We start from the raw sequence: 23,163 nt of genomic DNA on the forward strand, positions 1-23,163 counted from the left end.
TTTTCAAATTTATTATAATGAAAACAGTGTCCATATCTAATTATGTAGAAAAAAATTCACATAATTGTGGATAAATGTTTACAATAAATTTAATTTTCTATAATATATTTGTCTTAAATATAACGCTGCCCTACTGAATGAAGCTTCTCTACTTTATTTCATTTCTGTTTTTTCTAAGTGTCAACGGGCAAAGCTATACTACCCAATGGTATAACACGGATAATGGTCTTCCTCAAAACAGTATCAAGGATATTGCAAAAGATAAATATGGATTCATCTGGTTGTCTATGGAAGGGAGAATTGTACGGTATGACGGGAGCAATTTTGTACAGTATAATAATTTCAAACTTAAAAATTTAAGCTTCGGTGATTTTTTCGGAAACATCCAAAAGGATAGTATTACGGTTTGCAATGCAGCAGAAAAAGATTTTCTACTGATTTCCCATCGAAAGCCCGATATTATTGTATCCGATCGGATTTCTAAATTGGGAGGTACGGTACGTCAGAAAGTGTATAAACAGCTTGTTAAAAATAATATTACTGTAAGGTTTGTTTCTTATATAGACTCATATTTTATAAGATTGAGTGCAGGCTCTTATTATTTTGAAAATAACGGAATTACTTATGTTGATAAGAGAAGTAAAAAAAATATAAAAGTTGATCTGAAATTTGTTCATCATCAATTAAGACGGTTATTCATACATGGAGATTATGTTTTTATCCCTGACGCTGATAATAAAAAGATACTTCAGTTGTATCAGGGAAAATATTCCTATATCAAAGCTCCATTAATGTATACTGATGCTGATACTAAAATCTATTGGCAGCAGATCACCGGACAGGTATTCATCATCAGTCATGGTAAAATATACAGAAGTGAATTTTCGGATGGAAATCTGAAGTTGAATTATCTACTGGACTATAAAGATATTGATAAAGAAATTTCCGGAGCGATGTTTTATGATGAAGCAGCACGGAAGTTATACATCGGGAGTTCTATTAATGGGCTTAAAATTTTAAGTCTGTCTGATTTCTCTGTTTCCAGAAAAAAATTACCTTATCAGGATGAGGTCTGTTATGCAGGGATTCCTTACGGTGATAACTCAGTTCTTACTCAGGAAGGAATAAGATACTATCAGAATACTTCAGAAAGAATATTTCCGGCTTCTCAATCTTATGATAAACGCTACATTTTGCAGGATAACACCGGGAATCTGGTTTATCGGGAGAATAATGCTATTCATATAAGGTATAAGAGTACAGGGTTTACAAAATATGATTCCATTTCTTTTCAAAATAAGGAAATTGATGGGCTGTATAAAAGTGGAGGACTGTATATGGCATCACTTGTCAGCGGAAAAGAATCTTATCTCTATCTTTTTAAGAAGGATCGTTTTAAAGAAATTGAACGAATTATTCCCTGTAAAGATAATATAGATGCTGTTTTAAGATATAACAAAGATCTGCTTTATCTGGGAAGCAGTGGCGGAATCTACGTTTACTCTCTTACTGGAAATAAAACGGAGAAACTGATCGGAAAAGGACTTCCTGTAAAACAAATCATCCGGACCAAAGATGGGAATATCTGGTTTACGACATACAACAGAGGACTTTATTTGATAAAAGATCAAAAAGCGGTCAGAGTTCCATCCGATAAAAATGATTTTTTGGCGAATGCCCATTCTTTGGTGGAGGATAGGAATTCCAACTTATGGATTTCTTCCAATAATGGGTTGTTTAAAGTCAATAAAAATATTCTTTTACAATATATGAAAGCTCCGAAAGGAGAGATCACATATTATCGCTACACCAAAAAACAAGGACTGTCGAACAATGAATTCAACGGAAGTGCCAATCCCTGTGCCCATAAGCTGAAAGATGGACAATTTGTATTTCCGTCTATGGAAGGATTTGTGTTTTTTAATTCTGAAAAGATGAAAACCTATTATCCAGGAAGTCAGGATGTCTATCTGGAAAGGGCAAGAGTAAAAGGAAAGATGATTCAGCTGAAAAATAGTCTGTTTCTGGAATGTGGTTATAAAAATGCAGAAGTTTACATAGATGTTCCTTACTATTCAGATCTGGAAAATATTTATTTACAGGCTAAACTTGATACTGAAGACAGTTCATGGGTGAATATAAAAGGTGATAAAACATTCCGGATAGCTACTATTGAACCTGGTAATTATAATCTTCTCGTTAGGTTTTTATCTTCCGAAACCGGGAAATTCGTTTATAAAACATTCCCTGTAGAAGTGGAAGCCTATTTTTATCAAACCTTATTCTTTAAAATCCTGAGTGCAGGTAGTATCATTTTTATTATTCTGGTGATTGTTCAGATGAGGACAAATTTTCTGAAACTGAAAAATAAAGTATTAAAAAATACCCTTGATCATAAAGATAAAGAACTGCTTGAAACTAATAATAAGTTAAAAAATGAATCCGATTATCAGAAAAAACTGGTCGAAAGTATCAGTCATGACATTACTACACCCGTAAAGTTTATTGCTCTTCTTTCCCAGGAACTCAACCAGTCAGAAGATCCTAAAACTCAGAAAAAATATTTTGACAGCATTTATAAAACTTCAGAACAACTGTATAAATTTACATTGAGTCTTAAAGAATACACAGAATTATACAAACAACAGAATAGCGCGGAAGAAGAATATTCTGTATATGATCTGATTGAAACCAAAAGATTATTATTCGAAGAAATTGCAGCTCAGAAAAATACATTTATCTACAATTTTTGTGACCATCAACTTAAGATTAAACTTAATAAGAATGTTATGCTGGCCGTTTTCCACAATGTCATAGATAATGCGGTGAAAAATACTTCAGACGGAGAAATTACCATCACATCAACCTTTACAGGATCACATATAGAAATCAATATTGTTGATACCGGTACCGGAATGTCTGATGAACAGATGATTTATTATTCCGGTTTGTTTAAGAAAAAAGAGAATGAGCATATGATTTTTAAAAATTATGGTTTAGGCCTTCATATGGTTGTTCAGCTGCTCATAAAGATGAATTCCGAAATGACTTTTCATCAAAATACTCCGAAAGGAACCCTCATTAAAATCCTTATTAAAATATGACAAAAAAAATACTCATTGCAGACGACCATCATGTGGTAAGAATCGGAACAGCTATGATTCTGGAGAAAAACTTTAATCACCTTGAAGTTGATTTTGCAGAAACCTATGGAGAAGCAAAACAGAAAATTGAATCCGAAAAATATGATCTGGTCATTTTGGATATTGAACTTCCGGGAAGCATTCTCAAATCAATGGTTAAAGAGATTAAAGAAATCTCTGAGGATACTCTTATCCTCATATTCACTTCTTACAAAGAAAATATTGCACTGCAATACATTGAAGAAGGAGCTAATGGATTCCTGAATAAGCAGAGTGATCCCGAAAATTTTGTCAAAGTAGTGGAAGCCCTTTTCAAAGACGGAAATTATTACACTCCGGAGATCATGAGTGAATTGCTAAAAGGAGATAAAAAGCGAAAAGCAATTGAAAATTTATCCGAAAGAGAGCTCCAGGTTTTTAATCTTCTGGCAAAAGGAAATGGAAACCTTGAAATTGCAAATGCTCTTGACATTGAGGAATCCACCGTAGGAACTTATAAAAGACGGGTTTATCAGAAATTAAAAATTACCAATTTGGTTGAACTGCTGGAAATCTACAGTAAAATTCATTAATACCGTCTCTTTAAAGTCATAATATCATTACAATACTGTGAAAAAATACGTACAGAATATGTTGGTTAAGTAGTTGTTTTTAGTGGTAAGTTAGCACCTCATTAACTTCTGTTAAACAGATGAAGCTAATGGAAAAGTATTTTTTACAAACTAAGGTTTTTTTCTTGTCCCGTTACGTGTAAATTCTCAATTTACCCCATGGAATGTGAATTTCTCTGAAAAGTTTTTATATATTTAGCGACCGAATAATTCATTCAATGAGCAACGAAAATAAAACAGGACAAAACGAGACTTTAGTTAGAGGATTAACAAATCGACACATACAATTAATTGCCCTTGGAGGTGCCATAGGAACAGGTTTATTTCTGGGAATTGGACCTGCTGCAGTACTGGCAGGACCCTCTGTAATCTTAGGCTATGCTTTGGCAGGAATTATTGCCTTTTTTATTATGCGTCAGCTGGGTGAAATGGTAGTTCAGGAACCTGTTTCGGGAAGTTTTAGCTACTTTGCCTACAAATATTGGGGAAATTTCCCAGGGTTTGCTTCCGGCTGGAACTACTGGATTCTCTATATTCTGGTAAGTATGGCGGAACTTACCGCCATTGGCCATTACATTCATTTTTGGTGGCCGGAAATACCACTCTGGGTTTCCAGTTTATTCTTCTTTATAGTCATTAATGCACTTAACCTGGCTTCTGTAAAAGTGTACGGAGAAACAGAATTCTGGTTTTCCATCATCAAGGTAGTCGCTATTATTGCTATGATTATTTTTGGAGTATACCTCTTAATAAGTGGTACAGGAGGAGAAAAAGCAACAATCACTAACCTTTGGAATGACGGAGGATTCTTTCCAAAGGGATTATTTAATAAAACAGAAAACGGATATTCAGGATTATTTGCGGCAATGGCAATGATCATGTTTTCCTTTGGAGGTCTTGAACTTATCGGAATTACAGCTGCAGAAGCAAAAAATCCGGAGAAAACCATTCCACAGGCAACCAACCAGGTGATCTATAGAATCCTTATTTTCTATGTAGGAGCTTTGGTTATCTTATTTTCATTAAGTCCATGGAGAGATATTACAGAAGGATCAAGCCCGTTTGTAATGGTGTTTCAGAATCTGAATGGTCTTGAATTCAGTCTTTTTGGTAAAGTAATTCAGTTCAATACATTGATCGCAAATGTGCTTAACCTGATTGTTTTAACAGCTGCTTTGTCTGTGTACAACAGTAGTGTCTATAGTAACAGTAGAATGCTTTTCGGATTGGCTCAGCAGGGAAATGCTCCGAAATTCCTGAAAAAACTGAATAAAAACTCAGTGCCTACCAACGCAATCATTATTTCTTCGTGTTTTGCCGGGATCTGTATTATCATCAATAAATTAGTTCCGGAAAAAGCTTTTGAATACCTGATGGCTTTAGTGGTATCCACACTGATCATCAACTGGCTGATGATATGCTACACCCATTTAAAGTTTAAAAAATCAATCAATGCAGAAGGAATTCAATCAAAATTCCCATCTATATTTTACCCGATATCCAACTATATCTGTATTGCTTTCTTAATTCTGATCTTAGGATTGATGAGCATTACAGGAATGGAAATTCAGGTGATTCTGATTCCTATATGGATTGGCTTTTTATTCGTGATGTACAAATTATACAAGCCAAAATAAAAATACAGAACAGATCTATACATGTTTTGAAAAAGGTGAAAATCATTGATTTTCACCTTTTTTGTTTTTATTTTCAGTAAATTAGAATAAGAAATAAGATCACCTGTATTTATTTCGCTGTATGAAAAGAATGTCAATTTAGGACAAGATTTGTTTTTTGGAGAGGCCTAATTTTGCACCTGTCAATCATCACAATGATGACCTTGCAATGTGAAACTTAAAAAACAAATAGAATGAAAAATGTATTTCTCCTTATCTTATTATTTCCTTTTTGTGCCCAATCACAGATTTCTGTGCAGGCGTATGGTGGAAATAAAGAGACCGAACTTCTGGGAATTTATAATAAAGATTTTAGCAGAAAATGGAATTATTTCGCCTCAGGGACTATTAGCTACGACTATGAATCAAAGAAAATTAATCCTGAGCTTTATCAGAATATCAATTATGGAATTGTAAAGAATCTTGGTGTTTCTGCGGGAGTTCATCTTTCGGATAAAGATATCATGCCGTCTGTAGGAGTAGCGTATGGAAAAGAAAATGATGTTTTTGCTGTCAATATATTTCCTGCATTTACTTATTCCACCGATGCAAAAGAATTTGGGCTTGGACTTTATACGTTACTGGAATATACTCCGAAAATCAATGAACGACTTAATCTTTACAGTATGCTGATTGTGGAATCCGATTTCAGTTTTAAAGAATATCAGTCCAGCAGCCAGATTATCCGTTTAGGAATAGAAAATAAGAAAAAAATGCAGTTCGGGATAGGAAGTAATATTTCCCAGACAGGAAGCGATTTTGATACCGATGCCAATTTCGGTGTATTTATAGGAAAGAAATTTTAATGATATGAAAAAATTATTCACACTCACTTTAGTATTGAGCTTTATATTCAATATGGCACAGACAGACTATCATTTTCCCGAAGAATCTTCAAAACATGAAGGAACATGGCTGCAATGGCCGCATCATTATCAACACGGAATGACTTACCGTAAAAGGGTAGAACAGACATGGGTAGACATGACAAAAGCCCTTCAGTCGGGTGAGAAAGTTCACATTATTGCCTATAATAATGAAGAGAAAAACAGAATTATCCGCCTTTTGGAAGAGAATAAAGTTCCAATGAAAAATGTTGATTTCAAAGTGTATCCTACCGATGATGTATGGATCAGAGATAACGGACCTATTTTCGTAAAAGATAAGAAAGGAAATGTTCTCATTGAAGATTGGGGATTCAATGGCTGGGGCGAAAAATTTGATTTTGAAAACTGTGATGAAATTCCACAAAAGATAGGAGCAGATCTGGGTATAAAAGTAATTGACCTGAATGAAGAAATGGTGAATGAAGGAGGATCTGTGGAAACGGATGGAAACGGAGTTTTAATGGCTTGTAAAAGCTCAGTCATCAGTCAGAAAAAAGGAGCTACCAGAAATAAAGATATCACGCAGGAAGAAGCTGAAGAAATGTTTGAAACCTACTACGGAGTTTCAAAAGTGATCTGGCTGGACGGAGTAACAGGATTAGATGTTACCGATATGCACATCGATGGTTTTATGAAATTTATCAACCATAATACCATGATTACCATGAAAGAAGATGACCTTCTTGATCTTGGGCTTTCGGAGAAAGATGTCAATACACTTTATACAGCCACTAATGTAAACGGGAAAGAATATAAAAAAGTTTACGTTCCTGCTACCAAAAACAAAGTGAAAACAGCCTACGGAAAACAACTTGACGAAAAAGGGTCTTATGTAAACTATTACGTAGCTAATACAGTGGTATTGGTTCCTAACTATGGAGATCCGAATGATACCATTGCCAATAAGATTATCCAGGATCAGTATCCGGATAGAAAAGTAATAGGAATAGATGTAAGAAACCTGTATGAAAACGGAGGAATGGTTCACTGTGTAACCCAACAGCAACCTGCCGGAAATCCAGCAAGATAAATTCAAATAACAAAATAATTTTTTTACATCAGTCAGGTAGAATCAATTGAATAAATTAATTCCACCTGATTTTTTTATCATAACAAATCACAGAATCCAAAGGATTTTTCGGTTATTTTTCGTATATTGGTAAGAGGTTATATTTCAAATTCAGGTGAATATTATAATCTGTTTGAAATACCTGCGGAGAAGCCGAAAACCGTTACAAAAAGTAGGCAGGACCAAAAAAGACACCTATGGCCAATTTATTTCAAACCTTTACCAATACAGTAAAACATTGGTATATTCCATTAATCTTCGGAATTCTTTTCCTTATCTGTGGTTTTTATGTATTCAGTGTACCTTTAGCAACGTATGTTACCCTTTCTGTTTTTTTCAGTGTTTCATTCCTGTTTTCAGGAATTACAGAGATATTCTTTTCCTTACAAAACAGTAAATCCTTGCAGGGTTGGGGCTGGTTTTTGGTAAGCGGATTACTAACAACCGCAATAGGAGTTTATCTTATCGCAAATCCTCAGATTTCAATGACAGTACTTCCATTTGTGATCGGATTTACTTTGCTGTTCCGTTCTTTTCAATTATTAGGTTTTGCATTTGACCTGAAGAGTATGAGAATAATGAGTTGGGGAAATGTAGCCCTTGCCAGTGTCGGAGGAATTATCTTTTCTCTACTGCTCATATTTAATCCGGTGTTTACAGGATTCTCATTGGTTACCCTTACCGGTGTTGCTTTTATCTTCATGGGAATTGCTTCCATTATGCTCGCTCTGGATTTAAGAAAAGTCAAAAAAATTCCGGGAAAAATAAGTCAGGAATTAAGAGAAAGAATCAAATCTATCCAGGAAGAAATTGATGATCTAAAAAAATAAATTTTATTAAATCAATAAACAAAACCATCCTAGAAAAGGATGGTTTTTATTTTAAGTAAGGCAAATATCTGTTTTTTTATTTCTTTATTAATTTTAAAGATTGTTTGTCTCCTTTTTTAGTTTCAAACCAGATCATATAATTCCCTTTTTCTAATTTCTGAATATTCATTTGTTCATTGAATATTGAAAAACCACTCTGAATTTTTTTCCCGGACATATCAAAAATACTGTACTCAAAACTTTCATTACTCTGTTTTTTATTTTGTATGGTAATATGATCCCCGGCTGGATTAGGATAAAGGGTAAAAGTATTATAATCTTTCAAAGAAACATTGTCAATTCCTAGAAAACCACTGTTAAACTTCGTCAAAAAAGATTTATCACCATGTGTTACACTGCCTCCGGAATAGCAAAGCACAAGTGAACCATCATTCAGATTAAACAATTTATGAATATAATCGGCTCTTAACGAAGTAGTAGGAGGTGCTGCCATAAAATATTGAAAGCCCGCACTTGAAGTAGTATAATCTACAGTTCCATTAGCATTCAGTCTTGTTACAAATAATTGTGCAATAAGATTCGGGGTACCATTGTACATATTCGTTATACCTCCTGTTACTACTATTTTTGAGTTGGGTAATACGGTAATTTGTCCCAATGACAATTGCTGCGCAGTAGTAAAATGATAATCAGGTGTTCTTCCGTTATTGGAGAATCCGGAAACAGAAGCGCCATCTGAAATTTGAATTTTAGACAAAAAGAAAGTATCTCTATATGTGGCATTTTTACTATGCAGTAATAAAATAGAATTATCGGTATAATTATATTCAAAATTGGTAGCAACAGAACCGGCTGTGTTAGGAATAAAAACAGAACCATTATTACCAAATGTAGTATCATATGTTCCATCAGGTAGCCTTCTCTCGATGTACGAATCCTCTGTGTTGGTTAAAGTGTTGGTTTTGGTACCCGCCATTACCAGTTTTCCGTCATTTTGTATGTAGAATTTTTTAGGGTAAAATGTATTAAGCGATAACTTTCCATTGGTGCCGAAATTATTATCAATTACACCATTCTGGTTTACTTTTACCATATAAGAACCCATGTTGGAAATAAGAAGGAAACTGTTTCCATTCTGATCTACCGCAAAATCATTTACTGTACCATTTTGACTCACAGATTGAGTCGTAAAACCATTGGTGCCAAAGCTTGTGTCCAGAGATCCGTCCAGATTAATTCTCGTTAAAAACCAATCATATAAGCTGTGAGTTGGCGTAGCGTTTACCCTTCCATAAATCAATATTTTATTATTGCTTAAAATCATTCTTTTGACAGATTCACTTTTATCCAGTGAATTGCTGCCCATGTCATAATTCTTTTCTCCGAAAGTGGCGTCAAGAATTCCGCTTTGGTTTACTTTTCTGATGGTGATAGAACCTGTAGATGTTGCCGTAATGAATTGCCCATCCGGAAGCAATACGGCATCAGACATCAAATCAAAATTATCAAACATACAATAACCGCCATTTCCGAAGGTAGGATCCGGGCTAAAGCTTTGGGCATTCAGAAAAATACTGATGATTGAAAAGAATAAGAAATAGTGTTTTTTCATAGTTATAGTTTTTAAATAATTTATTCTGAATTTGTTCAGAAATAAAGGATAGTAATAAAAAACAAAAACCACCCTTAAAAAGAGTGGTTTGTAGACTCACAGGGATTCGAACCCCAGATGACTGAACCAAAATCAGTAGTGTTACCGCTACACCATGAGTCTGTTTGTTTTAGTGGTGCAAATTTACAGCTTTTTTCTTTATATACAAGAACTTTTTGAAATTTTTTTTAAATTTACTGTAGAATTTATTTACGGAAAATATGCTGATAGACTTCAATAATCTCAATATTAATCAATTATCATTCGGTACCGAATTTGAAAAGAAAGTGAAAATTTTTCTGGAAGAATGGTTTTCAGAAAAAAAAGGAGTAAATGTCCAGACTTCAGGTTCTACAGGAGTGCCGAAAATTTTTGAAATTGAAAAAAAGAAAATGGTCAACTCTGCAGTCATGACCTGTAATTTTTTAGGATTAAAAGAAGGCGATACCGCATTACTCTGCCTGCCTGTGGAATATATCTCTGGGAAAATGATGATTGTGCGATCTATAGAAAGGAAATTACAATTAAAAATCGCTGACCCTTCTTTAAAACCTGTTGAAGATCTGGATGAAGAAATAGACTTTTGTGCGATGACACCGCTTCAGGTAGAAAACTCACTGGAAAAGCTTCATCTGATTAAAAACCTGATTATTGGAGGTGCCGCCGTTTCAGAAAGCCTGAAAAATAAAATTCTGCAGATGAACCTTAGTGCTTCAAACCGTATTTTTGAAACCTATGGAATGTCTGAAACCCTTTCCCATATTGGTTTAAAACAATTGATGCCTGAGCAGGAAGATTATTTCACCGTTTTTGAAAAGGTATCCATTTCTTTGGATGAGAGAGGTTGTCTGAAGATCTTTGCTCCGAATGTAAATACTGAAGAATTGCAGACTAATGATTTAGTTAACATTAAGAATGAAAAACAGTTTAAATTTCTAGGAAGAATTGACAATGTGATTAATTCCGGAGGCGCAAAGATTTTTCCTGAAACTCTTGAAGCTTTGGTAAAAAAGGAACTCCCGAACGAAGCCATATTTGTAGGACTGCCGGATGAAAGTTTGGGTCAGAAATTGATATTGGTTTTAGAAGGAGATGAATCTGCTGAGATCATAAAAAAAGTCTCAGAAATTCCATTTGAGAAAAACTTTCACAGACCGAAAGAAATTATTTTCATCAATAAAATTCCTAGAACTCCCAATGGGAAGGTCAACAGATTAGAACTGTATAAAAGTATTAATGCCAGCCTTTAGTATTGAGATCATTTTTTGATTAAAAAATAAAACAATGAAAGACTTTTCAAAAGAACTCAGCTTCAAAACTTCCCGCAGCAGCGGGGCAGGAGGACAGAATGTGAATAAAGTGGAGACTGCCGTTACCGTACTTTGGAAAGTAGATGCTTCAGAATTTTTTAATGAAGATGAAAAAGTATTGATTCAGCATAAACTGAAAAACAGAATCAATGCAGATGGCTTTTTATTCCTCTCAGTTTCTGAAAGCAGAACACAGCTGATGAATAAGAATAAAGCCATTGAAAAAATAATTGAAATTGTAAACAAAGCACTCATTGTTCCCAAAAAGAGAACCGCAACTAAACCCTCAAAAGGACAGAAACAAAAAAGACTCGATAATAAGAAAAAGCTTTCTGACAAAAAAGAAAACAGACGTTTCAGGTTTTAATTGGTTTCTCCAGCAGAAAACTTTACTTTTGCCGGAAATTTTAAAACCATGATAAAAAAATTAATCTTGGCTGGAGTATTCTCAATCTCCGCCATGTCTTTCGCTCAGAAATTTTCTATCAGACCTTCCGTAGGGTATGCATGGAGAACAGCAAAAACAATTTCCGGACTTAGCAAGGAAGAAAAAGACTATGTAAAAGACCTTAAAAACGGACTGAACTTTGATATCGCAGCCCATTATGAGGTAAATAACGGGTTTGGGCTTGGTTTAAAATATTCTCATTACAGCGCATCCAGTGACGGGTTTTTGCTTGGCTATGTAAACGGAATGCCTGTATCTGTTCCTGTGACTACAAAGGATAATATTACTTTTTTTGGAGTTTCCGGACTTATTTCAAATGATAATTCGCCTACCAGACATAAAGTATTTGCAGATATTGCATTGGGAGTACTTTCTTATACTACCAAAACTGGAGATGTAAAAGGTACAGGAAGTACTTTCGGGGCAGAAATTGATCTTGGTTACCGATATCAGATCAGTAAAAACTTCCTTATTGGGCCAAAAGTTGGTTTAAGTGGCGGTACTCTGAACAAAATGAAGTTTAACGGAGTAACCTATAAATTTGATGATGATCAAAAAGAAGGTTTACATAGAGTTTCTTTAAGTGCAGCCGCTACATTCCGTTTTTAAGCTGTATCTTTGTTTGAATTAATAATAATTGATTATGACAGCAACAATCTTTTTATCTGCAGAATATCGCCGGTCAGGATTGCTGCTGTCTTTACTTTATCTTCATACAGATTCTTTTCTGAAAAGTTCTAAGGACTTTATCAATTAAGCCCTGTCAGGATCCAAGACAGGGAATCTTTCCGGATTTTATGTATTACTTTTTTTGCAGTTTTCTATAGAAGATGGCTGTTATATGCCTGTATTCTACATTGGATCATCAAGGAATAACTGCATTTTAATTCAAAAAAAATGAAGAACATGTCCAATCATATTATTGTAACCACCGGAATTTATGACGCTATAAAAGATACACTCAGAAGAAAAAAAGTGAGTATCGGAGAAGAAAAGAGATTAGCTGAAGAGCTTAGAAAGGCAAAACAAGTGCTGAGAAGAGATCTTCCTGCCGATATTGTAACGGTTGAAAGAAAAGTAACATTAAAAGACCATACATTAGATTTTGAGCACGAATATATTTTTGTGGCGTCTACCAAAGAAAAGCTTAAAAAAAATAAACATTCCATCCTGTCGGATATTGCGCTTGCAGTAGTAGGGTATAAAGTAGGAGATATTATCAACTGGCCTTTCAAAGACGGAGAAAGAAAAATCGAAATCCTGAAAGTGGAAAGCTGGGAAGGATAAATTTCTGTGAATATTATTAAGTTGAATGATAATGAAAGCGTGGCTCATTTTGGGCTGCGCTTTTTTATAAATTTTTAATGTTGGAAAACGCAAAGTCGCAAATTTTTTGACATGGTTCCTGCTTTAAGGCGTGAGGATTTTACCTTCGATAAAATTTTATATTGTATAATATATTTTTTATCACACACTAATTTTTTAAATAGTATAAAAATCTGTGTGATTTGTGTGATCTGTGCGAAAATGATACTTTCCCTTGCTGAAAATCTAATATTGAGCGAAGTTGAAATATTCTTACGTCTTAAATATTCACAAAGTTTTAAAACCCTTTGCACCCTTGCGTTTTCCAACTTATATCTTCTCAATTTAACAAATGATAAAAAATACTTCTCTATCACACTTTCTTCAAGTGCTTTGATTACATTCCGTTTTTAAGTTTTATCTTTGCAAAAATTTAAAAAATGAGCAAACCGATAACTGAATTCATAGAAAAGTATTACCTGCACTTCAACGCAGCTGCATTGGTGGATGCTTCTAAAGGATATGTTGCACATCTTAAAGATGGCGGAAAAATGATGATTACTTTGGCTGGAGCAATGTCTACTGCTGAATTAGGGAAGATTCTTGCTGAAATGATCCGTCAGGGAAAAGTAGATTTTATCTCTTGTACAGGTGCTAACCTTGAAGAAGATTTAATGAACCTTGTAGCACACTCTCACTATGAAAGAGTTCCTCATTATAGAGATTTAACAGCTCAGGATGAGTGGGATCTTTTGGAAAGAGGTCTGAACAGAGTTACAGATACTTGTATCCCTGAAGAAGAAGCTTTCAGAAGATTGCAAAAACATATCGTAGAGATCTGGAAAGATGCAGAAGCTAAAGGAGAAAGATATTTCCCTCACGAATTCATGTACAAAATGATCCTTTCAGGAGTATTGGAGCAGTACTATGAAATTCCTAGAGAAAACTCTTGGATGATTGCTGCTGCAGAAGCCAACTTACCAATCGTAGTTCCGGGATGGGAAGATTCTACAATGGGTAACATCTTCGCTTCTTACTGTATCAAAGGTGAGCTTAAAGCTACTACAATGAAATCAGGAATCGAATATATGACTTACCTTGCTGACTGGTATACTAAAAACTCAGGAGGAAAAGGAGTTGGGTTCTTCCAGATTGGTGGAGGTATCGCAGGAGATTTCCCTATCTGTGTAGTACCAATGTTATATCAGGATATGGAAATGCATGACATTCCTTTCTGGTCTTATTTCTGCCAGATTTCTGACTCTACAACATCTTACGGTTCATATTCAGGAGCTGTTCCAAATGAAAAAATCACTTGGGGTAAACTAGATATCACTACACCGAAATTTATCGTTGAAAGTGATGCAACCATCTGCGCACCATTGATGTTCTCTTATATCTTAGAAAACTAAGAACAAAATTCTCAAAAGAGATTACAATATCAGCGCTTCAATTCATTTGGAGCGCTTTTTTATTTCTTTGAAAAAAGAAATATTAGACTATTTAAACCATTAAGGAAAATGAAGATGATAAGAATAATTAAGTTTCATCTTTAATGAAAAATAAAGCATGCAGCTAAATAAAATAGCTTTAGCTGTTTCTCTTAATACTCTTTAAAACTTAAATAATCTTAATGGTTCAAATAAGTGGTGTACCCTTTTCTCGCAGATTGCACAGATTTTTTATCTGTAAAATCAGATTAAGATTAAATAAGATTCAACGATATAAAATTTTATCGAAGATAAAATCCTCGCGCCTTAAAGCAGGAGCTATGTAAAGGAACTAGCGCCTTTGCGTTTTCTAAAATTTCTTCACAAACATCTGTGCGATCTGCGGGAAAATAAAAATCAATCCAAAGAATTCACCAGCACAAAATAACGATACGCCAGAATTCCCTTTTCAATCTTAGTCAGATGATTAGGATCCTTATGACTCAGTTTCGGAAGCACTTTTTTATTAACGGCATTCAACAGCCTGAAAAATGATTTTTTCATATCTTTATCTTTTAATGAAACATCATCGAGTTTGATAGAATTCAAAAATGATGCAAAAACATAGAAATCAGATATGGACGAGATTTTCAAACAACAGGTCTACGAAGTGGCAAGACTTATTCCCAAAGGAAGAGTATCTACTTATGGTGCCATAGCAAAGGCTGTTGGCTATCCTAATCATTCCAGGCATGTAGGAAAAGCGATGGGAGGATGTCCAAAGGATGTCCCTGCTCACCGTGTGATTTCAAGTTCAGGAGTTTTGTCTGTTCCGGAATTTCAGCCTAAGCTGGAAGCTGAAGGAATCACTGTGGAAAATCTTAGAATAAAAAATTTCAAAAAACTGTTTTGGGATCCGTTGGAGGAATTGTAAATTTCAAATGATTGAAATTAAAGAATCTTTCTAACGCAAAGTTTTCATCTGTATGCTACAATATTTTTAAGTGAGCAAAGGGTAGAATCAATTTCATTGATTCTTACTAAGCAAACGCATCATTTACCATAAAGCTTCATCAGCGACAAAGTCGCAACTCTTCGCTTCCTGAAATAAAACATAAGAATCATCAATCCTTTGCGTTAAAAAAGCGCTCACCTCAAAGACCTCCGTAAAAAATGTCACTCCATACATTAATATGAAGTGACATCAATATTTTCTACAGTTTCAAACCGTATTATTTTCTTCCTCTTGGGAGACCTTTCAGCTCTTCTTTCAGCCTTTCGTTTTCCTCTTTTAATAGAGCGATATAGTTTTGTAGATTTTCAATGATAGCTCCCGGAATATTATCATAATTATTCTGGTTAGTAATTATTCCTGCAGAAGTTCCAGAATTGTCATTAAATATTGGATGATCATTGTTAACAACTATTGTGGCTTCATCCTCTTCATAAATGTCCTCAAACGGTACATCCAGAAAACGGGCAAGTTTGTCCCATTCATCTTTTACAATTCTTACATCACCGCTTTCTTTTCTGCTGTAATTGGATACATCTGTTGCGATAAAGTCAGCTACCTGTTGTTGAGTATAGCCTTTTTGCTTTCTGATGACGCGTAATTTTTCTTTTTGCATGACCGACATTTTATACAAAAATGGCAAAAAAGCAGAAGCTATACAATAAAAAGTAGAAAAAAATAGGTACTAAAGAATAAGATTAAAGATAAAATAAAACTAAACTGAAAAACCGAAGTATTATCTTATTTAATTGTTGAAAATTTTCTTCGAATTAGTCCCTTGTTTCATAATAATTTCCGACTGATCAAAAGTATATAGTAAGAGACAAGATTTTAACCTATAAGGTTTAGATTAACTATTGATGATTTTTAGACTGTTGGAAAACGCAAGGGCGCAAAGATTTCCTAAGCACTACAAATATTTAAGGCGCAAGAAAATCAAAGATTTTCAGCAAGAATTAATTCTTATAGTATTAGGACTATGAAATTTTATCGCAGATAAAATCCTTGCGTTCTAAAGCATACATTATAAAAAAACTTGCGTCTTTGCGTTTTCCCAACCTTCTGTAAACAAAAAAAGACTGCTTCAAAATGAAACAGTCTTTAGTAAATTATTTTTCAAGTTGCTTATAGCTTCTCTGTATAAAATCTGTAAGGTCTTTTCCTTTCAGTAAGTTTTGTGAAAGCTTGGCAAGATCCAGAGCATATTTGATCAGGCTCTCTTTCTCTTCAGCATTCTCAGTCTTTAAGATCTGATTGGAAAGCTCACTGTTTGAGTTCACTACAAGATTGTACATTTCCGGAAAACCTCCCATTCCAAACATACCGCCTCCGCCTGTCGCCTGCATTTCCTTCATTCTTCTCATGAATTCTGGTTGGGTAATAGCAAACGGAGCATCATTGCTGTCAAGATCTTCAAGCTGAACGGTAAATTTAGAATCCTGAATCGCTTCTTCTACATTCTTTTTCAAAGACTCTTTTTCCGTTTCATTCAATTTTGAAATTACCGGCTCGTCTTTTTTGATCAAATTATTAACATGATCAGCATCTACTCTTGCAAACGAAATATTTTCTTTTGAGGTTTCCAGTTTCTGAATCACGTGTGAAATGATAGGAGAATCCAATAACAGAACTTCATATCCTTTATCTCTTGCAGACTGGATGTAGCTATGCTGTTCATCGGCATTGGTAGCGTATAGTACAACCAGTTTGTTATCCTTATCGGTTTGGCTTGGTTTGATTTTCTCTACCAATTCATCCCAAAGGAAATATTTACCGTCTGTGGTAGGGTATAATGTGAATTTGTCTGCCTTTTCAGCAAATTTTTCTTCAGTAACGATTCCATATTCGATTACAACCTTGATGTCATTCCATTTTTGTTCATAATCTTCACGGTTTTCATTGATCAGTGAAGCCATTTTGTCGGCTACTTTTTTCGTGATGTAAGAGGAGATTTTCTTTACAGCACCGTCTGCCTGAAGATAAGAACGGGAAACGTTCAATGGAATATCCGGAGAATCAATTACACCTCTTAGCAACATCAGGAAGTCAGGAACAATCCCTTTTACTTCATCCGTTACGAATACCTGGTTTTGATATAACTGAATTTTATCCTTATCGATATTCAAATTGTTGCTCAGCTTAGGGAAGAATAAAATTCCGGTAAGGTTGAAAGGGTAATCAACATTCAGATGAATGTTAAATAATGGTTCTTCAAACTGCATAGGATACAATTCGTGGTAGAACTTCATATAATCCTCATTGGTCAGTTCGTTTGGAGCAATCGTCCATGCCGGAACCGGATTGTTGATGATATTGTCTACCTCTTCCGTTTCAGCTACAGCATCTTCAGAAGCACCTTCTGGTAATGGAAGTGTATGGGTTTTCGTTCCAAATTTAATCGGAACAGGCATAAATTTGTTATACTTTAATAACAGTTCACGGATTTTTGCTTCTTCTAAAAATTCTACAGAATCTTCAGCAATATGAAGGATGATTTCCGTTCCTCTGTCTGTTTTGTGAGTAGTTTCTTCCAGTGTAAATTCCGGGCTTCCATCACAGATCCAACGTACTGCCGGCTCATTTTTATAAGATTTTGTAAGGATTTCCACCTTTTCTGCCACCATAAATGCAGAGTAGAATCCAAGACCAAAATGTCCGATAATCCCCGAATCTTTAGCAGAATCTTTATATTTTTCAAGGAACTCTTCAGCACCTGAGAAAGCAACCTGGTTGATATATTTTTCAACTTCTTCAGCCGTCATACCAATACCTTGGTCAATGATGCGTAAAGTTTTCTGGTCTTTATCAATTTTAACTTCAAGTTTTGGATTTCCGTATTCCACTTTTGCTTCACCAATGCTTGTTAAATGCTTCAATTTTAGAGTAGCATCAGTTGCGTTAGAGATTAATTCTCTTAAGAATATTTCGTGGTCACTGTAAAGAAATTTTTTAATAAGCGGGAAAATGTTTTCCACAGATACATTAATATTTCCTTTAGTCATCATATTTTATAATTTTTAATTTTCAAATATTTCTCAAAAAAAATACCATCCGGAGGAATGTGACAGATTGACATTTTTTCCAACTTATAACCCAATAGGGATATCCTATGGATTTTTCAAAGAAATACCTTATTTTTAATTCTTAAAATTCTTTAAAAATGAAGTTGAAATGTACAGTTTTTATTCTGCTCATCATGACTTGTTTCGTGTATGCGCAGAAAAAGCCTTTAGACCATTCTGTTTATGACAGTTGGCAAAATATCGGCTCGAGAAAAATCTCAAATGATGGTAAATGGGTTGCTTATTCTGTGGATGCTCAGGAAGGAAATTCTAACCTTTCTTTATTTTCTGTTAAAAATAAAACAACAAAGAAGTTTGCAAGAGCTGCCAAAGTGGATTTTACGAATGATTCCAGGTTTGCTGTTTTTCAAATCAGACCGCAGTATAAAGATATAAAAGCGGTAAAAGATAAAAAACTAAAGAAGAATAAGTTGACGAAAGACAGTCTTGCCATCGTTGATTTTTTTAATGATAAAACAGAAAAAATTCCTAATGTAAAATCCTTTAAGGTTCCTGAAAAAGCGGGTTCTTATGTTGCTTACCTTTTGGAAAATACAAAAGACAAATCTTCGGATGATGCTTCTGATAAAGAAGATGGAGACGAAAACAAAGATGAAGACAAAAATGTAAAACCTTTACAACTGGTAGTACGAAATCTTGTGGATGGAAAAAGTACAATATATGATAATGTAGTACGCTACGAGTTCAGTAAAAATGGGAAACAGCTTGTTTTTGTGACAAAAAAGCCAGACGAGAAAAAGGATAAAAAAGAAGGAAAAGAATCAACAGATGAAAAATCTGCAGATAAAAAAGATACTGACAAATCAAAGCCGAAGAAATATGCTTTGCAAACTGTTCAGGTAGTAGATCTGCAAAAAGGAACTGTGAATAAAATTTCTGAAATGGAAGGTGATTTTTCACAATTATCTTTTGATGAAGAAGGAAATCAATTGGCTTATGTAGGTACTTCTTCCGCACAGAATGATCTGGTGAAATTATATCAGTTGTATTACTTTAATTTTAAAGGAAACAAAAAAGAAATTATTACCAATGAGAATGCGCAGATGAAAAAGAATTGGGTGATTTCTGAAAATCGTTCACCACTGTTCAGTAAAAATGGAAAACAGCTGTATTTTGGTGTTGCGCCAAAACCTGTTGCAAAAGATACGGCAATGATTGCGAATGACCACGCGGTAGTAGATGTCTGGAACTATAGAGATGACTATTTGCAAACAGTACAGCTAAAAGAATTGAAAAATGATCTAAAGAAATCATATGCTGCAGTAATGCAAACAGAGAAACCAGATTTCTTTAGAAATATAGATGGAGAAGACTTAGATACTTTACGATTGGTGAATGAAGGAAATGCAGAATTTGCTTTAGGAATTACCAGTATCAACAATCGTATTTCTTCACAATGGGAAGGCGCAACAAAGAAAACGTATTTCCTGATCGATAATAAAACGGGAGACAGAACCGAAATTATTCAAAATCTGAACGGAGCAGCAGCTGTATCGCCACTAGGGAAATTTGTTGTAATTTTTGATAAAGAAAAAGGGAAGTGGCTGAGTTATAATGTGAAAACAAAGCAAACCCTTCCATTAAACATAAGCTTACCTGTTTCTTTCGTGGATGAAGAATTTGATATGCCGGATTTTCCAAATTCTTATGGCATTGCATCCTGGACAGATAACGATGAATCTGTAATTATCAGAGACCGTTATGATCTTTGGGAATTTTTCCTGGACGGTTCAAAAAAGCCGAGAAATATTACCAATGGATTTGGACGTAAGCATAAAATAACATTTGATACTTATGATTTAGATAAAGATATTAAAAGCTTAAACCGAAAATCGACTATTTATTTATCAGCGTTTGATAATACAACCAAGGCGAACGGGATTTTTAAAACATCCATTCAGAAGAATTCTGATCCTGTAAAAATTCAGATGGAAAATGTCTGGGGATACAGAACTCTTCAAAAAGCAAAAAATGCCGAGGAATATATTTTGGTAAAAGAATCATACACAGATTCTCCCAATATTTTTGCAACATCAGATTTCTCAGAACAACAAAAACTGAGCAATACCAATCCACAGCAAAATCAATATAACTGGGGAACAGACGAATTGGTAAACTGGACAACACCAAAAGGAAATACTTCCACAGGAGTTTTATACAAGCCGGAAAATTTCGATCCGAATAAAAAATATCCGATGATTGTTTATTTCTATGAAAAACTTTCGGACAATCTGAACCGTTATGTTGCACCAGCTCCAACACCTTCAAGATTGAATATTTCTTATTTTGTGAGCAACGGATATCTGGTTTTTACCCCTGATATTTCATACACAGATGGTTTCCCGGGAGAATCTGCGATGGAATACATTAATTCAGGAGTTGAAAATTTAAAGCAAAATTCCTGGGTAGATGGTACTAAAATAGGAATCCAGGGACAAAGCTGGGGAGGTTATCAGGTAGCCTATCTTATTGCTCATACCAATATGTATGCGGCTGCATGGAGTGGTGCTCCTGTTGTCAACATGACTTCTGCCTATGGAGGAATCCGATGGACTTCCGGAATGAACAGACAATTCCAATATGAAAAATCACAGAGCAGACTAGGAAAGAATCTCTGGGATGCACCGGATCTTTATATTAAAAATTCACCGCTTTTTACTATAGACAAAGTAAAAACTCCGGTAGTTATTATGAGTAATGATAAAGATGGAGCAGTGCCTTGGTATCAGGGAATCGAAATGTTTACCGCATTACGCCGCCTCGGAAAACCCGTCTGGCTTCTGAATTATAATGGTGATGATCATAACCTTATTAAACGTCAGAACAGGAAAGATATACAAATCCGCGAACAGCAGTTTTTTGATTATTATCTTAAAGGGGCAAAAGCTCCGGTCTGGATGACAAAAGGAATCCCAGCTACCCAAAAAGGAAAAGATTGGGGATTTGAGTTGACAGATGATAAACCTAATTAATAAAATTCCGGCGGAGCCAAAGGCTCCGCCGGAATTTTTTATTGAAGTTGTCTTTACTTTTTGAAATAAAAAAAGGGATTCTGAAATTTGTGTTGCGAAACAAAAAAATCAGATCCCTTGTACAAAGTACTTAGCAAATATACAATAGAATCAGAAATAGTACCTCATATACCAAAGGGGAAAAGAGGTTTTAAATCAAAAGTGCCTGTTTATGAAATTATTAACTGTATTTTGTATAAGTTAAAAACAGGAATCCAATGGCATCTTCTTCCCGTGATTCAATTATTCAGTAAAAAGACTTTACATTACAAAACGGTTTTTGGTTATTACCGAAAATGGAGTCAGTGTGGAATATGGAAAAGCTGTTGGATCTCCATTTTACAAAATAATAAATCTGAGCTTGATTTATCCAGTGGGGATGTAGATGGAAGTCATACCACGGCATTAAGAGGTGGGGAGGCTGTCGGTTATCAGGGAAGAAAGAAGCGTAAAACAACCAATTCCCTGTATTTATCTGACAGAAATGGATTGTCATTAGCCATGTCAGAGCCCGTTTGTGGAAGTCATAATGATTTGTTCAACATAGAAATACATTTTAAGCAGTTGACCTCTACATTACAACAGGCAGGCATTTCATTGGATGGGGTCATTTCTAAATTTTGATGCAGGATTTGATGCTGAAAAGCTTCGGTTACAAGCAGAATCACTAGGAATTATAGCTAATATTGCACACAATAAAAGAAATTCAGGCATAGAAAATGCCTGCTATTTTGATAACGAATTATACAAAAAAAGGTATGTTATTGAAAGAACAAACGCTTGGATTGATAGTTTCAGATCATTATTAAACAGGTTTGATACCACTTTGAGTAGCTGGATCGGATTCAATTATTTGGCATTTATCATAATTGCGCTTAAGAAATTTCACAAAAGAAAGTCAAGATGACTTCATTGTCTAATTTTATGTCAACCTATTTTAGGACGACTCACTTTTTCATTTCCTGGAAAGCCCCCATAATACGGATAGTATTTCAACTTCATACAAAAAACCAAATGATGTTTTTGAGGTTTTGTTTTAAGAAGTTCCAGCTCTTCAAAGGTAAGCGACCAGTATTGTCCTAGTTCTTCTTCATTCCATATTTGCTTCATTCTTTTCTTCCCCAAGTTATGCAAGAAATACAAACATTCAAAAAAGTTGACCATTTTGAACGCTTATGTGGTCACTGGGCCTATTATCTAAAATAACAGCTTTAACCGTTGTGCAATTTATTAACAAAGTCTATTTCAATCGAAATATCAATAACTTAAAAGTCAGTATTATTTAAAATGCACAACGGGTAATGTATTTTGTTCGATCTAAAAAAGAGAAAATCTTTCGGTACTTTCCTTCAACAAGCTCAGTATAAACTTAGCTCAGCGCAGGCTTTTAATGTTTACAAAGAAAAATGAGGAAAAGGATATAAGAACTATCCTTGAAACGGTATTTTTCTCTTGAAAGGATTAAAGCTGTTTTTACAACAGGCTGCGCGATTAGTTTACCATCATAGAACTGAGAAAATGTACATTTTTCAGAGCTGTTTTTTTCATAAAAAACGAAAATACTAGATATCAGCCTTCATTTTGGGAGAAATGGAAGGTTTTAGGAGTATTTTTTCATGGATTCCTGGAGTATAAGAATTTTTAATAGTGAAAAGATATCTGTAGTATTTTTTTCATCAAAAATAAAAATACTAAAA

At 34.5% G+C, this 23,163-nt stretch carries 18 protein-coding genes, 1 tRNA gene and 2 pseudogenes; 15 read left to right on the forward strand and 6 right to left on the reverse strand.

Annotation, left to right across the window (positions count from 1 at the left end):
* The first annotated feature begins 137 nt into the window (after positions 1 to 137).
* The 6 genes from NK356_RS19155 (at position 138) to NK356_RS19180 (ending at position 8,216) form a co-directional block, all read left to right on the forward strand.
* Positions 138 to 3,104, forward strand: coding sequence for an ATP-binding protein (locus NK356_RS19155; protein ID WP_253317768.1), 2,967 nt, complete (start codon positions 138 to 140; stop codon positions 3,102 to 3,104).
* Positions 3,101 to 3,715, forward strand: coding sequence for a response regulator transcription factor (locus NK356_RS19160; RefSeq protein ID WP_253317769.1), 615 nt, complete (start codon positions 3,101 to 3,103; stop codon positions 3,713 to 3,715). The genes NK356_RS19155 and NK356_RS19160 overlap by 4 nt, the downstream gene beginning before the upstream one ends.
* Positions 3,716 to 3,972: 257 nt before the next feature.
* On the forward strand, positions 3,973 to 5,391 hold the full coding sequence (locus NK356_RS19165) for an amino acid permease (RefSeq protein WP_034696101.1): 1,419 nt from the start codon (positions 3,973 to 3,975) through the stop codon (positions 5,389 to 5,391).
* 233 nt (positions 5,392 to 5,624) lie between these two features.
* Entirely contained in the window at positions 5,625 to 6,236 is a 612-nt protein-coding gene (locus NK356_RS19170; RefSeq protein WP_034696100.1) for a hypothetical protein, read from the forward strand.
* A gap of 4 nt (positions 6,237 to 6,240) precedes the next feature.
* A complete protein-coding gene (locus NK356_RS19175; protein ID WP_253317770.1) occupies positions 6,241 to 7,347 on the forward strand; it encodes an agmatine/peptidylarginine deiminase in 1,107 nt (368 codons plus the stop codon).
* Between the two features lie 236 nt (positions 7,348 to 7,583).
* On the forward strand, positions 7,584 to 8,216 hold the full coding sequence (locus NK356_RS19180; protein ID WP_253317771.1) for an HdeD family acid-resistance protein: 633 nt from the start codon (positions 7,584 to 7,586) through the stop codon (positions 8,214 to 8,216).
* A 76-nt stretch (positions 8,217 to 8,292) separates the two neighbouring features.
* On the opposite strand, the gene NK356_RS19185 is transcribed toward NK356_RS19180, so the two are convergent.
* Complete coding sequence (locus tag NK356_RS19185) at positions 8,293 to 9,828, reverse strand: T9SS type A sorting domain-containing protein (RefSeq protein ID WP_156106491.1); 1,536 nt, start codon at positions 9,826 to 9,828, stop codon at positions 8,293 to 8,295.
* Between the two features lie 91 nt (positions 9,829 to 9,919).
* A tRNA-Gln gene (locus NK356_RS19190) sits at positions 9,920 to 9,990 on the reverse strand.
* 98 nt (positions 9,991 to 10,088) lie between these two features.
* Between NK356_RS19190 and NK356_RS19195 the strand changes: the two genes are divergently transcribed.
* The 5 genes from NK356_RS19195 (at position 10,089) to NK356_RS19215 (ending at position 14,342) form a co-directional block, all read left to right on the forward strand.
* Positions 10,089 to 11,117, forward strand: coding sequence for an AMP-binding protein (locus tag NK356_RS19195; protein ID WP_253317772.1), 1,029 nt, complete (start codon positions 10,089 to 10,091; stop codon positions 11,115 to 11,117).
* Between the two features lie 34 nt (positions 11,118 to 11,151).
* Positions 11,152 to 11,544 (forward strand): alternative ribosome rescue aminoacyl-tRNA hydrolase ArfB, encoded by a 393-nt coding sequence (gene arfB / locus NK356_RS19200; RefSeq protein WP_034697375.1) that lies wholly within the window; start codon positions 11,152 to 11,154, stop codon positions 11,542 to 11,544.
* A 48-nt stretch (positions 11,545 to 11,592) separates the two neighbouring features.
* The gene (locus NK356_RS19205) at positions 11,593 to 12,234 is read left to right on the forward strand and encodes an outer membrane beta-barrel protein (RefSeq protein WP_156106497.1); all 642 of its coding nucleotides are present in this window, start codon (positions 11,593 to 11,595) and stop codon (positions 12,232 to 12,234) included.
* 297 nt (positions 12,235 to 12,531) lie between these two features.
* Positions 12,532 to 12,912, forward strand: a complete 381-nt coding sequence (locus tag NK356_RS19210; RefSeq protein ID WP_034697379.1) for a GreA/GreB family elongation factor — start codon at positions 12,532 to 12,534, stop codon at positions 12,910 to 12,912.
* A gap of 458 nt (positions 12,913 to 13,370) precedes the next feature.
* Positions 13,371 to 14,342 (forward strand): deoxyhypusine synthase family protein, encoded by a 972-nt coding sequence (locus NK356_RS19215; protein ID WP_034673009.1) that lies wholly within the window; start codon positions 13,371 to 13,373, stop codon positions 14,340 to 14,342.
* A 435-nt stretch (positions 14,343 to 14,777) separates the two neighbouring features.
* Here the strand turns inward: NK356_RS19215 and NK356_RS19220 are convergent, their stop codons facing one another.
* Positions 14,778 to 14,924, reverse strand: a complete 147-nt coding sequence (locus NK356_RS19220; RefSeq protein WP_185103725.1) for a hypothetical protein — start codon at positions 14,922 to 14,924, stop codon at positions 14,778 to 14,780.
* Positions 14,925 to 14,997: 73 nt separating this feature from the next.
* On the opposite strand from NK356_RS19220, the gene NK356_RS19225 reads away from it, so the two are divergent.
* Positions 14,998 to 15,294 (forward strand): MGMT family protein, encoded by a 297-nt coding sequence (locus tag NK356_RS19225; protein ID WP_034697384.1) that lies wholly within the window; start codon positions 14,998 to 15,000, stop codon positions 15,292 to 15,294.
* A gap of 298 nt (positions 15,295 to 15,592) precedes the next feature.
* Here NK356_RS19225 and NK356_RS19230 read toward each other — a convergent pair whose 3' ends face one another.
* A complete protein-coding gene (locus NK356_RS19230) occupies positions 15,593 to 15,988 on the reverse strand; it encodes a helix-turn-helix transcriptional regulator (protein WP_253317773.1) in 396 nt (131 codons plus the stop codon).
* 493 nt (positions 15,989 to 16,481) lie between these two features.
* On the reverse strand, positions 16,482 to 18,374 hold the full coding sequence (gene htpG / locus NK356_RS19235) for a molecular chaperone HtpG (RefSeq protein WP_253317776.1): 1,893 nt from the start codon (positions 18,372 to 18,374) through the stop codon (positions 16,482 to 16,484).
* Positions 18,375 to 18,532: 158 nt separating this feature from the next.
* On the opposite strand from htpG, the gene NK356_RS19240 reads away from it, so the two are divergent.
* Both NK356_RS19240 and NK356_RS19245 read left to right on the forward strand, forming a co-directional pair.
* Positions 18,533 to 21,427: a S9 family peptidase gene (locus NK356_RS19240; RefSeq protein ID WP_253317774.1), complete on the forward strand. Its 2,895-nt coding sequence runs from the start codon at positions 18,533 to 18,535 to the stop codon at positions 21,425 to 21,427.
* An 87-nt stretch (positions 21,428 to 21,514) separates the two neighbouring features.
* Positions 21,515 to 22,373: pseudogene (locus NK356_RS19245) on the forward strand (IS5 family transposase).
* 20 nt (positions 22,374 to 22,393) lie between these two features.
* Here the strand turns inward: NK356_RS19245 and NK356_RS19250 are convergent.
* Positions 22,394 to 22,576: a hypothetical protein gene (locus tag NK356_RS19250; RefSeq protein ID WP_034697393.1), complete on the reverse strand. Its 183-nt coding sequence runs from the start codon at positions 22,574 to 22,576 to the stop codon at positions 22,394 to 22,396.
* A gap of 80 nt (positions 22,577 to 22,656) precedes the next feature.
* On the opposite strand from NK356_RS19250, the pseudogene NK356_RS19255 reads away from it, so the two are divergent.
* Positions 22,657 to 22,752 (forward strand): annotated as a pseudogene (locus NK356_RS19255) (IS982 family transposase); the annotation flags it as partial.
* Positions 22,753 to 23,163 lie beyond the last annotated feature (411 nt).

It is taken from the genome of Chryseobacterium sp. S0630, from assembly GCF_024158915.1.
Lineage (GTDB): Bacteria > Bacteroidota > Bacteroidia > Flavobacteriales > Weeksellaceae > Chryseobacterium.